General features: G+C 70.7%; 10 protein-coding genes and 1 pseudogene. 8 read left to right on the top strand and 3 right to left on the bottom strand.

Features of this window, described 5'->3' with window-relative positions; genetic code table 11:
- Window positions 1-17 precede the first annotated feature (17 nt).
- The 8 genes and pseudogenes from BIV24_RS35175 to BIV24_RS09820 all read left to right on the top strand — a co-directional run.
- A pseudogene (locus BIV24_RS35175) lies at window positions 18-257 on the top strand (DUF6083 domain-containing protein); the annotation flags it as partial.
- A gap of 520 nt (window positions 258-777) precedes the next feature.
- Window positions 778-1254: a hypothetical protein gene (locus tag BIV24_RS09850; protein WP_071365841.1), complete on the top strand. Its 477-nt coding sequence runs from the start codon at window positions 778-780 to the stop codon at window positions 1252-1254.
- Window positions 1251-2774, top strand: a complete 1524-nt coding sequence (locus tag BIV24_RS09845; protein ID WP_071365840.1) for a UvrD-helicase domain-containing protein — start codon at window positions 1251-1253, stop codon at window positions 2772-2774. The genes BIV24_RS09850 and BIV24_RS09845 overlap by 4 nt, the downstream gene beginning before the upstream one ends.
- A gap of 372 nt (window positions 2775-3146) precedes the next feature.
- Window positions 3147-4298, top strand: a complete 1152-nt coding sequence (locus BIV24_RS09840; RefSeq protein WP_245766731.1) for a hypothetical protein — start codon at window positions 3147-3149, stop codon at window positions 4296-4298.
- Window positions 4291-4854, top strand: coding sequence for a hypothetical protein (locus BIV24_RS09835; protein WP_071365838.1), 564 nt, complete (start codon window positions 4291-4293; stop codon window positions 4852-4854). Before BIV24_RS09840 ends, BIV24_RS09835 begins: the two co-directional genes overlap by 8 nt.
- Before the next feature lie 4 nt (window positions 4855-4858).
- A complete protein-coding gene (locus BIV24_RS09830; RefSeq protein ID WP_245766730.1) occupies window positions 4859-5509 on the top strand; it encodes a hypothetical protein in 651 nt (216 codons plus the stop codon).
- Window positions 5506-8577 (top strand): coiled-coil domain-containing protein, encoded by a 3072-nt coding sequence (locus BIV24_RS09825; protein ID WP_071365836.1) that lies wholly within the window; start codon window positions 5506-5508, stop codon window positions 8575-8577. Before BIV24_RS09830 ends, BIV24_RS09825 begins: the two co-directional genes overlap by 4 nt.
- The gene (locus tag BIV24_RS09820; protein ID WP_071365835.1) at window positions 8570-9988 is read left to right on the top strand and encodes a Wadjet anti-phage system protein JetD domain-containing protein; all 1419 of its coding nucleotides are present in this window, start codon (window positions 8570-8572) and stop codon (window positions 9986-9988) included. The genes BIV24_RS09825 and BIV24_RS09820 overlap by 8 nt, the downstream gene beginning before the upstream one ends.
- Window positions 9989-10139: 151 nt before the next feature.
- Here the strand turns inward: BIV24_RS09820 and BIV24_RS09815 are convergent, their stop codons facing one another.
- The 3 genes from BIV24_RS09815 to BIV24_RS09805 form a co-directional block, all read right to left on the bottom strand.
- Window positions 10140-11159 carry a hypothetical protein gene (locus tag BIV24_RS09815; protein ID WP_143064581.1) on the bottom strand — a complete coding sequence of 340 codons (1020 nt, stop codon included), beginning with the start codon at window positions 11157-11159 and terminating at the stop codon, window positions 10140-10142.
- 126 nt (window positions 11160-11285) lie between these two features.
- The gene (locus BIV24_RS09810) at window positions 11286-12059 is read right to left on the bottom strand and encodes an AAA family ATPase (protein ID WP_079168123.1); all 774 of its coding nucleotides are present in this window, start codon (window positions 12057-12059) and stop codon (window positions 11286-11288) included.
- Window positions 12056-13651 carry a Mu transposase C-terminal domain-containing protein gene (locus BIV24_RS09805; protein WP_245766729.1) on the bottom strand — a complete coding sequence of 532 codons (1596 nt, stop codon included), beginning with the start codon at window positions 13649-13651 and terminating at the stop codon, window positions 12056-12058. The genes BIV24_RS09810 and BIV24_RS09805 overlap by 4 nt, the downstream gene beginning before the upstream one ends.
- Window positions 13652-14083: the final 432 nt, after the last annotated feature.

The following is a 14083-nucleotide window of genomic DNA, read 5'->3' as shown; positions in this document are numbered from 1 at the left end:
CCACCAGCCCCAGCCGCTTGCTGCGCGCCGGCCAAACCGGCCGCTGCCGCCGATGCGGCTACCGCATCGACCTCTACCAGCGCCACGACGAGCGGCCCATCGCCCTGCACCCTGCCGAACTGGCCACCGCCGACGTCCCGGAATCCTGCCGCTGGCACCTCAGCGGCGGCATCGCCTACCCGCACGGCGACAACAGCGCCTGGTGCCGCATCCCACATGCCGTGCTCTGCCCCCACCGCACCCCCACCTGCCAGGCCGGCCCCCGCATCGACGCGATCCGCCGCCAACTCGCCGTTCGCACCCGCCGCCTCATCGACACTGGGGTCCTCACCCCCGCCCCACCCGCGACCCCGCAGCCCGTCCCCCCGACCGGGGGACCCGACCGCCCCGTCGTCCAGCTGCTGCTGTGCCGCTACCTCGCCCAGCAGCGGCTCGAGGACCTGCGCTGCGTGGCCCAGACCCGCCACCGTCACCGCTGCCCCAACCCCGTTCTCGCCTCCGTCGGCCCGGCCGGGATGTGGAAACTGCTGCCCACCACCGCCCGGCACGGCCAACTTGCCTTGCCCGATGCCCTGATGGCCATCTACGACCTTAGCCACCTCTCCTACGGCGAACAGCTGCGCTGGCGCACCCAGCGCTGTCCGGCACACGCCGCCGTCCCCGGCGCCGCCGACCTCGCCTGGCCTGCTGGGAACCCTTCGACCCCCTCCTGCACGCGGCACACATCCACACCCGGCTGCCCCACCCCCGCCCCGCCCGCACCGAAGGGGATGACTCGTGCCCCATCATGCTCTGGAAATCACACTGACCCGCCCCCTGCCCCCGCCCGTCCTGCACCGTGCCGCCCGCCTGCTGCCGCTCGCCGCCAACCACGACGCCGCCCGCCTGATGGCCCTCGTCGCTGCCAAGACACCGCAGCGCGCCGCCCACCGGCTGTGCTACCGCCTCGGCACCCGGCTGCCCATCGACGTGATCACTACCCACTACCCGGACGCCGACCACAGCGTGCTGCTCAACGTCGCCTTCCCGCCCGCCGTGCACGCTGCCCTCACCGCCGACGCCCGCCGCGCCCGGCAGAACCCCGAGCGCTTCCTGGAACTGGCCGTGCGCCAGGCCTTGGCCGAGCACGCCGACCGGGAGACCGACCGCCTCGACCGCGCGGTGTCCCAACTGCTGGCCCACACCACCCCCGCCTACCTGCTGTCCGCCGTCGGGCACGCACTCACCCGGCTCCCCGAGAGGCCCACCCCGTGAACCCCACCGACGAACAGACGGCAGCCGCCGACGCCTTCCACGCCGGCCACCACCTCGCCCTGCAGGCCGGTGCCGGCACCGGAAAGACCACCACCCTCGCCTTCCTCGCCCGCGCCACGACCCGCCGCGGCCGCTACCTCGCCTACAACCGGGCCATCGCCCAGGACGCCCGCACCCGCTTTCCGAACACCGTGCAGTGCAAGACCGCCCACGCGCTCGCCTACGCCGCCGTCGGCCACCGCTACACCCGCCGCCTCAACGCCCCCCGCCGCCCGGCCTGGCAGACCGGACAAGCCCTCGGCCTGACCAAAGCCATCCGCATCGGAGACCGAGAGATCTCCCAACGCGCCCTGTCCAACGCCGCTCTGCGCACCGTCACCCGCTTCTGCCATACCGCAGATGAGACCATTACACGCCACCACGTCCCCCGCCTGCGCGGACTGGACGACCCCGACCTCCACACCCAACTCGCCACCCACCTCGTGCCGTTCGCTTGCAAAGCCTGGGCCGACCTGCAGCACCCCGACGACGGTGCCGTCCGCTTCGACCACGACCACTACCTCAAGATCTGGGCCCTCACCCGGCCGCGCATCCCGGCCGACTTCCTGCTGCTGGACGAGGCCCAGGACACCAACCCCGTCGTCGAACAGATCTTCCTCGCCCAGCGCGAGCACGCCCAGCTCATCATGGTCGGCGACTCCGCCCAGGCCATCTACCACTGGCGCGGCGCCCAAGACGTCATGACCGGCTTCGACGGCACCCACCTGACGCTGTCCCAGTCCTTCCGCTTCGGCCCCGACCTCGCCGCGGAAGCCAACCGCTGGCTACGCCTGGCCGACGCCCCCATCCGCCTCACCGGAACCCCCGTCGTGCCCACCGAACTCGGCCCCGTCACCCACCCGGACGCCGTGCTGTGCCGCACCAACGTCGGCGCCATGGCCCAGGTCATGACCCTCATGGCAGCCGGCTACCGGGTCGCCCTGGCCGGGGGAGGGGACAGCCTGCAGGCCCTGGCGCTCGCGGCCCGCGACCTGAAGGAAGGCCGCCGCACCCACCACCCCGAACTGATCCTCTTCCCCTCATGGGGCGATCTGCAGGACTACGCCGCCCACGACCCGGCTGGCCGCGATCTGCAGCCCCTGGTCAACCTTGTTGACACCTACGGCACCGAGGCCATCCTCACGGCCGTCGCCAACCTTGCCCCCGAGCCGCACGCCCAGGTCACCGTCTCCACCGCCCACAAGGCGAAAGGGCGTGAATGGTCCCGCGTGCTCATCGCGGACGACTTCGCCCGTCTCAAGGACAACACGCCCGACGAGCAGACAGGCCCCCCGCCGACACCCGATCCCATCGACGACGCCGAAGCCCGCCTGGCCTATGTAGCGGTCACCCGCACCCGCCAACGCCTGGACCTGGGCGGACTGTCCTGGATCCACGACCATCCCGACGGCCCCTCGGCCGGCCACGACCGCCCCCGTCCACCGGCGCTGCCACAGCCTCCTGACGCTGCCAGGACATGAAGCCGGGTGCCCGCCAAATCGGCCTGCCGGCCGGCCCGCACCCCTTCCGGGACGGCCAGGCTCGACGCGAGGCCCCGCTCCAGCGCGACGGACGATAGACACCTTGGCGATCCCGATGCGCCTGACACACGCTCACTGCTGCGGCTGGGGCTGGGGAAGGACAAAGACAAGTTTTGTGGTTTCCAGGCCTTTTGAGCCCGGTAGCGGTCATGCTGGTCCAGGGACGCACGTGATGCGGGAGTGGAGGGGGACTTGCCGGATCAGCCTGACTTGTTCTCCGTGCAGCAGGAGGACGACGCGGAGGGTCTAGAGCACATACCGCCATTCGTGGCACCGGTCGCTGCTGCACCGAGCGCAGTGACACGCGATCCGGTGGCACTGCGCATCGCCGAGGCCGTCCGGGACGTGTTCGGCGACTTCGGCTCCGAACACGGCCTGAGCCGCGGGGAGATAGCCCAGGCCTGCGCCGCGGTGGCCTCCGCCGACGAGTTCGATTCAAGATTCCGGGTCTTCATCAAACTTCGTCTGCTGGAATCGCTGCACGGCAAGTCATACGACCAGCGGTATGTGTTCAACCCGACCAGTGGTGCCGCACTGCTCGTGTACGAGCGCCTGGGGGAGGCCGGCGGTGTCCAGGAGATCACCATGCTGCTGGACCGGGCCCGCGAAGGCCTCCTGAACGGCTCCCTGACCGAGGAACAACTGGCCGCCAAGATCGCCCAGGCCCGGCGGAGCCTTGCGAACTACACCAACCACCTGCTGCGGTTGGTGCGCACCAGGCCCATCGAAGAACTGCTCGGCCAGCGTCACCACCACGCCCACACCACATCGCTCGAGGAAGCGAAGCACCTCGTCCATGCCGTCGCCGAGCAGTACCCCGCACTGCGTTCCGGCGGCACCCGCCTGATCCGGGAAGCCCTGCGCTACACAGGAGCCGTCCACGAGTTCCACGACCGGCTCATGCAACAAGCCACCACCCGGCGCGACTTCAGCATGCTCCTACCCGAGCAGTACCTGACTGCGGCCCTTCGCTCCTCCACGGAAACGCTCGCGCAGGTGTTCGCCACGACCGTATTCGATCCGCCCCACGTCCAGATCACCACGGGCCAGATCCTCACCGCCGCAGCCGACCACCAGCCCCCGCCGCCGCGGCAGCGCCTGCCGCGCCCCCCGACGCAGCCGCTCGGCCCGGATCCGGTCGAGACCGCACGCGCCAAGGCCGCGCTCGCACGGCAGCGGCGAGAGGCCACCGTGACCCTGCTCATGGCCGGAAAGGACGAAGCCGACGTCACCGCCCGCCTGCGTGCCCTGCCCTGGCAGGCAGCGGTCAAGCACCTGGTCGACATGCTGCGCGCTGCAGCCGACCCCGCCATCCCACTCATGCTCGACATCTCCCGCGAGGTCATCGTGGACGCCGCAGGACCGGTCACCTACGCCTCGCCGGTGACCGTGTACCGCATTCCCGACAGCCCACAAGACGTGAACGACGACACCGAAGCCGCACCGCAGAGCCCCCATGAGTGACCCCTACCTGCTGGCACGGGCCCGAGCCCTGCGCACGGTCCCTGTCCCGGCGGACCGCGCAGAACTCACCCAGCTGCGCTGCGCCGCCGACGATGTGGAGCGCCAGCTGGTCGATGTCGTCACCCCCGACGGGACCCAGGAGCTGATGACCGGCTGGGCTCCCGATGTGGAACCGGCAAGTGGCTCGCTGGGCGACAGCGACGTCCACCGAACCGCCTCGCCCGTCCGCCTGCTCACCCTGGCCTGCTGCATCCGCCACTGCTGGCCCGACCCCAGCCAGCCGCTGTACCCGGGACAACCCGCCTCGCAGCAGGACGTCCTCGCCGCCCTGACTCCTCTCCAGGACACCCTCGCGCCCCGCGACGGCGCGGCCGTGCTGGGGCAGACCGGGCACTTCCTGACGGCCCTGCGGTTCCTGCGCGCCTGCGGACACCTCGCGGCAGACGTCGGCGACGGCATGATCCGCCTCGGCCCCATGGTCGCGCTGTGGTCCGAGCGCGATGTGGCCGAACTGCGCAATGGCTACGACATCCTGCCCGCTCCGAGGAAGGGGTGAGCCCGTGGACGTACCGGCACTGCAAGCCCTGTCCCACAACCGGCGGGCCGATGTCCGAGCGGCGGTCTGCGCCGTGGAGACCGCCGTGATCCCCGTACCATCCGTCCACTACCGTGCCCTCGCCGAGATCCCGCTGCGCATCGTGGTGGAACAGGTCCTGGCCGCATCCGGACGCACCCTGCTCGCGGTCGGCGGCGGCTACCTCTCCGGTTACACCGACGAGATCAGACAACGTCTGGCGCACGAAGGAATCGGAGTCCTGCCGCGCGACGACCGCGCCGTCCTCACTTTGATCCTGCTGTTCAGCGTCGCCATTCCCCGAGCGTCCGGCACCGCCCTGCCCGAGCAGCTGTGGACCCAGGGCACCCCCGTGCCCAGGGACCAGCTAAGGGGCTGCCAGGTGTCCGACGTCGTTCTCACCAGCGCGCTGCAGCGCCTCACCGACGCCGACCTGGTCCGCCGGACCAGAACGGGCTACGTCCTGGGCCACCAGTTCCTGCGGCTGACGCCGGCTGTGGGCGCCGAACTGTTCGAACAGCTGATCCTGCTCGCCGATCCCGACAGTGCTCTCGCCGAATCGATCCGCCGGCGCCGCGCCCGCCCCACCGCGCCGACGGCCACTGCTCTTGATCACGAGGTGCATGACAGATCATGACCCCCCCGCCCACCTCCGACCCGTCCCGGGGCATCGTCGGCGACCGCCAGCTCATCGCTGTCCAGGCCTTCGACATCGCCCGGCTCACGGCACACGCCGTCCCGATCGTCCCGGAGACCTTCATCGCCGTCTCCGGTCTCGGCCCCAAAGACGACTCGAACGGCTCCGGCAAGACCAGCTTCCTCATCGCGGTCTCCCTGCTGCTGGCCGATCCGCAGTGGCGCCTGGAGACCAACGGGGGCCGGCACGCCAGCGGCATCCTGTTCCGCCCCGACGCAGCAGGCGTCGACCAGGCTCACCAGGCGTCCCCGGTCACCCACGGCTACATCGTCGGCGTCTTCGCCCACCCTAACGAACCGGCCGCGAACCCCTTGACCGTCTGGGTCCGCATCGCGACCACCACCCCCTACCTGCAGGCCAATTGGACCGAAGGCCTGCACGTCGCCGACGCCCCCACCGATCACGAGCGCAGCATCCAGGCCGACGCCCTGTGGCGCGAGCTGGGCACCCGCCAGCTCCTGTCCGCCCGCGCCATGGCCGAGAAGCTCTACGGCACCGCCCCGCGCTGCCTCACCTACCTCGACACCGCCCTGCGCCCGCCCGTGCCCTCACTGCTCAGCCAGCAGCTGACCGAGATGGAGCCCCACGACATCGGCCGGTCCCTGATCGCCCTGTCAGGCATGACCCCCCTGCTGGAGGAGGAAGACGACCTGCGCGGCCAGGCCCTGCAGCATCGGATCAGCCTCGAGAAGGCCCAGACCGAGCACACCCAGGCACTGCTCGCCGAAGAACAGGTGATGAGCGGTGTGCGCGCCCGCGAGACCGCCCGCCTCGCCCTCCAGCGCGGCCACGAGGTATGGCACCGCTACCTCGCGGCCTCCTACCGCGACGCCCACCACAGTGACCAGCGCGTTGCCGCGCTCGTGGAGGAGGAGAGGCAGGCCGCCGAGACAGCCGCGGTCCTGGTGCAGGACGCCGAGGACCGTCTGAACTTGCTCGGGTCCGCCGAAGAACTTGCCACCCAAAGAGGCGCAGCCCACCAGGCATGGTCCGACGCCCGACAACTTGTCGGCGAACTGTCCAGGAAAATGACGGAGTTGACTACGCAACAGGCGATGCTGCGGAGTCGGCGAGCCACCCTGCTGCCTGCGGTGCAGGGCTGGGACGGCAGCGACTGCACCGCCACGGCCGCCCGCCTGGACCAACGCCAACGCGAGCACGCCAAGGCAGAGCTGCAATGCGACGAAGCCGAGATCGCCGTCACCCGTGCTCGCACCCACCTGCACGACGTCGAGCAGGGCCGCAGCGGTCAAGCCGGCCGCGCCATCGATCTGCTGGGCGAACACCGCATCCGTGCGCACGGCCTGCTCGACCAGCTCAACGTGGACGAGGCCGCCCGCCCGGAGTGGGAACCGCGTCTGGCCCCCTGGCAGGACGCGATCGTCGTCGAACCCGAGCATGAAGACACGGCCCGCCGCCTGCTGCATGCCGCTCTGCCCGGCGCCCAGATCATCTCCTCCGACACCGGGCAGAAAGCCCTGCCTGAGGGCATTCACAGCATCCTGAACGTGACCCGCTTCCTCGCCACCCTCCAACAGCGCCTGATTCCCTCGTCCGACGGTTTGGCCGTCCGTGACCAGGCACTGGCGCTGACCGTGACCGGCGGCTTCCCCACTGCCCTGGCCGGACGCGAAGCCCAACTCCGGCAGGCTCGTGCCGACCTCGCAGCCGCCGAGCACGCCTGCACCGCGGCCACCGAAGCCATGACCGCGGCCACCGCTGCCCTCACCCTGGCCCAGACCCTGCACGCAGCTGCCCAGGCGGCTGAAGAACTCGCGCACCTTGGCACCCAGGAGATCGGCCTCCAGACCAAGATTGACGATCTCGCCGGCCGTTCCGCCAACGCCGCTCGCGACGAGCAGGAGCTCCAGCAGGTCTGGCAGGACGCCGTGGCCCGGCACGCCTCCCACAAGCAGCTCCTCACCAGCGCAAAGCTCACCCTGGAAGGGGCCGGCAAGGCGCTCAAGGAACGCCAGCGCAACCTGGCCGCCCTCGAACGCCAGCGCGAGCAGGTCGCCGCATCCCAGTGGCAGCAGCAGTGGGGCGCAACCCTCGAAGACGCCACCCGCCTCCTGGACCAGGCATCGGACCAGACCCGTTCCTCCCGGCCGGCAGCCCTGCGCCGACAATCGGAAGACCAATTGCGCCGGGCCTACGAGCACTACGGCGTCGACGGCACCCCGGGCGCGGATGTCAGCCAAGACCTCCGCACGGGCCAGGAAATGATGCAGTCCTTCGCCGACACCGATCCCGCCAGCCTCCCCTCCCTCACCTTCGCCGACGTGGCAGCCCCGCTGGACAACCGCCTCGCCGGCCATCGGGACCAGGACGAGGTCGCCGCAGCGCGCATCACCCACGACCAGCACGCCCGACAGCAGGCGATCGCAGAACTCACCGACGGCGTCGCCACCAGCGCCCGCAACCTGGAAACCCTCCAGGACATGATCGAAAAGCACCTCGACGGCCTCTTCGCTCAGATCAGCGCCGCATTCCACGACCTCGACCTGCGCAGCGACGGCCACGGAGCCAAACTCGAGCACATCAGCGTCCGCCCCCAGGGCGCCGGGGACTGGCAGTGGCAGGTCATCCCGCGATGGAAACGCTCCCGCAGCGGCGGATACGTCTCCTACCGAGAAAACGCCAACAGCGCCCAGGTCAAGGTGCACGCCATCCTGCTCGTCCTCGCGGCGCTCCTGGCCGACTCCCACACCCAGGGCAGAGTCCTGATCCTGGACGAACTCGGCAACAGCCTCGGGGAAGTCAACCGCAAGGACATGCTCACCGCCCTGCGCGACGTCGCACGCGACCAGCACCTGACCATCCTCGGCACCTGCCAGGACAGCGTCCTCGCCGACGCCGCCGACGTCTGCGGGGAACTGCTGTGGTTCGTCCACGCATCAGCAGCCGACATCATCAACCAGCCCACCAGCGCATGGGCCTTCGACAGCAACGGCGCCCGCACCCAAGTCACCGAAGACTGGATCACCGCAGGACGCGCCCATGCCTGACCTCACCCCCCAACCTCCACTCCTCATCGGCGAGGCACACGGCCGCGAGACCGTTCCCCTGCGCAACCTGCCGCCAGGCATCACCGCCGTCACCCTGCCGCGCATCACCAAGGACAGCGACGACACGATCCGCGTGCGCGTCCCCCGAGACCGCCGACGACGTGTCAGCCCCCGGCAGGTCGACCTTGTCGCCGACCATCCCGTCAGCCCCTACGACCCGCCACCCACCCTGACCACCCGACAACTGATCAAAGTCCTGCAGACCAAGACCGCCAAACGCTGGCCCACCATCCAGGCCGACCTCGGCGACAACGCCTGGCAGATCGTGGCCGACCTCATCCGCTGCGGCGCCGTCATCCTGCGCTGCGACGTCGTCAACGCCACCGGCTACAGTCCGCGCTCATGGACCCTGACCCGGTCATGGGCCGAACTCGCCGAGGACAAACTCGCCGAACTCCAGGGCCGCCAGCACCCCGAGGACCTGCACCGCGAGCTCCTCGACATCATGTCCGGCATCCCTGAGCTCGCCCATGAGCACGCCCTGCTGGCCACGACCCCGCCCGGCCGGGTCCTGAAGATCCCCGAAGACACCGCCACCAGGGCCGAGGACTGGCGGGTATACGAGATCGCCATCCGGGCCGCCGGCGTCTGGTGGCCCGCCCAAGGCGCACCACGCAAGATCACCGCGAAGGAGCTCGCCGGACGCAGCCTGCGCGACACCAAGAGCGCCTGGACCCCCGCTCGGCAGCAGGCCTTCTCCAACTTGATCGGCATCCCCTTCGACCAGGCCGTCGACAAGGCCGACACCGAACTACGCATCCGTGGCCCCCTGCAGTGGCGCGTCGGTACCGTCATCGCCGACGCGGCAGCCTGCCACCCCTGGCTCGCGCTTCCCGCCCGCGGTGTCCGCGCCCTCGGCATGATCTCCTGCGACGCCCGAGGCGTCTTCCTGGTCGAGAACGAGGACACCTTCGAACAGGTCTGCAAGATCCCGGAGATCGCCGACACCTGGCTGTGCATCTGGGGCAAGGGCTATGCGACCGACGGCCTGGCCGAATTCCTCCGCGGCCTCGACGGCCTGCCCCTTGCGGCATGGGGCGACCTCGACGCCCACGGCATCCGCATCATCGGCAACCTCGCCGACCGCATCGGGCGGCCCGTCACACCCGTCGCGATGAGCGTCGACCTCTACCGGGGCGGCACCAAGTACCGCCAGGAGCCCACGAAACTGAAGGAGAACCGCAAGCTCGCCGCCCAGCTGGCGTGCGACGGCATCGAGGCCCTGCGCGACCTGGCCGAAGAGATCGCCCGGACCGACGGGCACGGCTGCGAACAGGAGACGCTCTACGACGAAGTCCTCCCCGCACTCCCCGGTCTGCTGAAAGCCGTGCACGTGTCCGGCAGTTCCTGACCTCCCAGAAGCGGGCAGCGGCCAGCAGGTAGGTTCGGGTCGGGCCGGGCGTGCCCGGCCCCCGGCCTTCCTGCTCCAGCCGGTGGCCTGCTGCGAACACGGCATCAACACGCTGCCGCGTCTTTGGCGCAGGGCGACTGCTGCGCACGGCTCAAGGGACGAGGATGCCGGCGAGCAGGGACAAGTCGAGCTGAGGCAGACGTCCGGCGTGCGCGCGCAGATGCCGGGCTTCGGCCAGCATGACAGGGGAGAACACGCTCTCCCTAGGCGAGCGGGCCATCAGCCGGTGGTGGGCGCGGGCGCCGGCCAGTAGCGGGCGTGCCCAGGCAGGCACGGCATGCAAAGGGCAGTGCCGATGGCCAGCCCCGTGGAGCTTGATGACGCAGACGTCGCCGGAGATGTCGAGGTCGCGGGTGAAGCGCAGGCTGCCCAGGCCGGTCTGGGTGAAGGCCAGCACACTCAGCGCTCCAGCGATAAGCGGGTGCACGAGAGCGGCCAGAGCGGCGGACCCCTCAGATGCGACCCCGATGGCAGGGACGGCTTGGACCAACTGAGCCGTCGCCAGTGCACCGGCACAGGGGTGAGGCCTCTTCGGCGCCGCCCGGGTCCCACGCGGCTGCGGGGCGGATGACTGCCTCGCAGCCACCGCCATCGCCGTCGCTGGGAGAGCGGGAGGCAAGGACGGGGGCGCGGGTATCGGTCCCGGCTCGGCGAGGAGCGCCTCGAACCGGTCCCGGCCGCTGATACGGCGCTCCACGCGGGCCAGCGCCGGCGGCAGTCCGCGCGGGGCCTTCTGCCACAGCAGGGTCAGCTGGGCCCCCGTCGACTCATGCCAGGCGAGCAGCTGGTCGATGCGCCGGATGGTCAGCAGGTGGGCCCGGGGCACGACAACGTGCCGCACCCCCATCGCGACACCCCAGGCAGCCGCGGCGAGCCAGGCCGCGTTCACCGAGTCCAGCCACACATCGGGGGAGTTGGGCCCGGGGGCCAGCCGCTTGCCCAGCGCGTACAGCATGTCGTGCGCCAGCGCGGCCGGACTTGCGCTGGCCGGTGTCGGCTGCACGGTGATGCGGCCTTCTGCGGGCCGGTGGGCGTGCAGCGCCGCCCGGGTGTAGAACAGGTCGTCCGGCTCGTCCACCACGATCGTCACGTCGCTGTACGCCACTGCCACCGCCCTCTCCCGGCCGCGCGCCGCCACACCGCCCCGGACCGGCCAGGCGCCAGGCTGGTCCGTACGGCGCGCAAGGTTGTGGCGGCGGCCCGGGCTCGCCGGGCCGCCGCGCATGCGCGGCCGTTGCTACATGCCGCCCAGCTTGCTGTACACCCAGTTGACGAGGTCCTGCTTGACCTCGGTCAGGCCTTTCATCTTCATGCCGTTGAGCATGTGCTTGGTGATGGTGGCCCAGTTGCGGAAGTTGCCGTGGGCCGCGGCCCGGTCAATGTTGCGGATCATCTGCGGGGCAACCTTGGCCCACAGGGAGTGGAACGCCGGCAGCGTGGCGACGACCTCGTCCTCGGGCATGCGCGTGAACTTCTGCCAGATGAAGATCCGTGACGCCAGCATCGGTTCACGCTTGAGGACCTTGTAGCAGTTGTCGCCGCCGGCGAAGATCACCGCGATGTCGGTGTTGCGGTCGTCCCACAGGTGGCGCCAGTACTCGAACGAGCTGCGGCCCATCCACTGGGCCTCGTCGCACACCAGCACGCGGAACGTCTGCGACAGCGTCTCCTTCAGGAGGGTGTCGAATTCGATCGGCCGGGTCGGCGGTTCCCCGGGCAGCCCCAGGGCGTGGAACAGCCCGTGGCGGATGTCGCGGGGGGTCGGCCCCGAACGCAGCTCCAGGCGGTAGGTGTTGTCGGGGGCGATCTTGCGCAGCGCCGAGTTCACCGACATCGTCTTGCCGTATCCGGCCGCTCCGTAGGCGACCATCATGGCCTTGGCGTCGATCGTCGCCTGGACGTCGTCCAGTGTCGTCATGAGCGTGTCGGTGGCCACCAGATGCGCATCGAGGCGGTGGAAGTGGTCCTCGTCCTCTGCGGGCAGCCTGCCGTAGTCCATGTCGCCGCTCACGCATTCTCCTCGGGGGTGTCGTTTTCCGGCCCGTCCGCGGCCGGTGGGATCGGGCGGGCCCAGCCGTCCGGGACGGGCTGGTGCGGGATGTAGTCGGGATCGGCCCGCCGCAGGTCCGTGGCGGCCGAGTCGGCAAGTTCTGCCTCGGCCTCCGCCTCGGTCAGCGCACCCAGCCGCTCGGGCGGGGCGGCGGTGGTGACGGCCTCGAAGCGCTCGCGGCGCAGCCGCGCCGCGGCCTTCATGTCCGCGCGAAGCCGCCGCGCCTTGGCGGTGCGGGCGTTGCGGACCTTGCGGACCTGCTCCTCGCTGGCCGCCTCGGCCAGGACGGCGCTGCCCAGGTACGCGCCGTCCAGGCCGAAGACCTCGATGGTCATGTCGTGATGGGGCAGGTGGCGCACCGCGACACGGACGCCGGCCTGGCCGACCATCCAGGGGGCGATGTAGTGGCGGTTGCGCCACCGCACGCCCTGCGTGGTGATGGTGCGGGTGCGTCCGTCGTCCTCGAGCCCGAAATGGGCCAGCTGTTCGGCGGCAACGTTGTGCAGGGGAGTGGGGTCGCAGCGCCACGCCTCCATCGGGGTGCGGCCGCCCAGCGCCCTAGGCTGGTGCTCGGTGTTCCACCAGTGCACCCACTTCAGCAGCAGCTCCACGAACGCCTCAAAGGAGAGCGCGGGCTCGTCCGGATCCGCGGTGCGGCCGCCGGTGAGCGTCTGCCGGTGCACGTAGCGCGGCATGGAGACGAACAGCATGTCCTCGACCGCACCGTTGAGCGCCTCGATGGTGCCCTTCAGATGCGGGCTGTAGGCCGGGAGATCAACGACGGGCACGGCGAAGGCGCCCAGGGCCGAGGCCACGGTGGCACACAGGAACTCCTTGCCGCGGTCCACCCGGATCAGGCCCGGCAGGCCGCCGGCCGGCCCGAAGGGCTCGGCACGGTCCAGGGCCATCCGCAGGGCCGCCAGCACCGCATCCGCGCTGGGTGCGTGAGGCGTCACTGCCACCCCCGTGACGACTTTGGTGTGGCAGTCGATGAACCAGGTCACCCAGGGCTGCACGAGCTGGTCCTCGAGCAACACCCGCACGGGCACACACTTGTGGTCGCCCTCCCAGGCGGCGTTGCGGTGCGTGGGAGGGCGCTGCCCGAACACGTCGAAGGCCCGCCGGGCGGCCTCCCCCTTGGCGAGCCCGGCCCGCTCCCCGGGCGTCAGGTCCCGGCGCAGCGCCCGGTGGATCGTCGACAGCGACGGGGCCGCAGGCAGCCGGGGATCGGCCAGGGCCCGCTGCTGCAACTCACGGTGCACGGCGGAGGCGTTGCCTCCCCACACCACCAGCAGCCGCCGCAGCTCCGGGGTGACGCTGAACCGTGTCCGGGACGCCGCATCGACGTGGCCGGTGGTGCGCGCGGTGGCTACCCACCGCCACACCGCCCGCTCCGAGCGGCCCACGGCCGTGGCGACCAGCTTCACGTGCGCGCTGGTCAGCTCGCCGCTCTGGTCCAGCGACAGCAGCCGCGGCAGCGCGGCCAGCCGCCCCGAGCGGGCGGTGAACACCGGTTTGTAGGCACCCTGCGTGCTGGCAGAAGAGTCACTCATGCGGGTCTGCTCCTTACATGGATACGCATCGTGGAAGGGTCAGAAGTGCCGTGCCTACCCCGGGCGTTGGCGGTGACAGAGGGTGGACGGCACGGGCATTCCCCGGCCGTCGTCATCGCCGTGACACGGCGTCATGCCAGGGAAGGCGGGCACGGCAGAGCCGTAAGCCCGCGCCGGGTACGAACGTCGGGGACTTTGCGAGACGGGGCGTGCTCCTTGATGGCCCGGCTGCTCCAAGGAGACTCTTGCGCCGGGACATCAAAGACGGCCCGGCGCCGGCCGGTCCTGCTATGGCGCCATGGGGCGGATGACCGCGGTCGGCGCTGAGCTGCATGCCTGTCAGCGCCGGCCGCAGGGCTTCCAGGGTGTCCGGATGCGCCGGGAGGAAGCACGGGATTGGCCGGGCGCAGGGAAGGAAGGAGAGCCACCGGT

Source organism: Streptomyces colonosanans (assembly GCF_001866645.1).
Lineage (GTDB): Bacteria > Actinomycetota > Actinomycetes > Streptomycetales > Streptomycetaceae > Streptomyces > Streptomyces colonosanans.
This window is presented reverse-complemented; position numbering and strand designations above follow the sequence as displayed.

Bases quoted from the DNA above. Each gene is read 5' to 3' on its own strand.
- BIV24_RS09835 (WP_071365838.1), top strand. From the start codon at position 4,291: ATGAGTGACCCCTACCTGCTGGCACGGGCCCGAGCCCTGCGCACGGTC.
- BIV24_RS09825 (WP_071365836.1), top strand. From the start codon at position 5,506: ATGACCCCCCCGCCCACCTCCGACCCGTCCCGGGGCATCGTCGGCGAC.
- BIV24_RS09820 (WP_071365835.1), top strand. From the start codon at position 8,570: ATGCCTGACCTCACCCCCCAACCTCCACTCCTCATCGGCGAGGCACAC.
- BIV24_RS09805 (WP_245766729.1), bottom strand. From the start codon at position 13,651: ATGAGTGACTCTTCTGCCAGCACGCAGGGTGCCTACAAACCGGTGTTC.